Raw genomic sequence first — 302 nt, forward strand, 5'->3', positions numbered from 1 at the left:
ATTAACGTGCTGTCTTCGGCAATGGTAAAACTGACATTGGACGTAATCGGCGGATCATTTACTGGGATGACATTGATGGTTACGGTGGAAACGGCTGTTCCTCCCTGACCATCTGATACTAGCACCGTAAACTGATCGCTTCCATTAAAATTAAGATTTGGCTGATAGCTAAAGGTTCCATTAGCATTTACTACAGCTATTCCATTTGTGGGCCTGTTTTGCAGCTGATAACTAAGAGGATTTCCGTCTACATCTGTCCCTACTATGGCTCCTACTACAGGACTGTCTTCCTGCGTACTGAA

At 44.0% G+C, this 302-nt stretch carries 1 protein-coding gene; it reads right to left on the bottom strand.

Annotated features, from left to right (window positions below):
- Positions 1–302, bottom strand: a 302-nt coding sequence (locus POF52_RS31095; RefSeq protein ID WP_271998213.1) for a cadherin-like domain-containing protein, incomplete at both ends; no start/stop codon positions are given.

This window comes from Priestia sp. AB (assembly GCF_028369225.1).
Classification (GTDB): Bacteria; Bacillota; Bacilli; order Bacillales; family Bacillaceae_H; genus Priestia; species Priestia megaterium.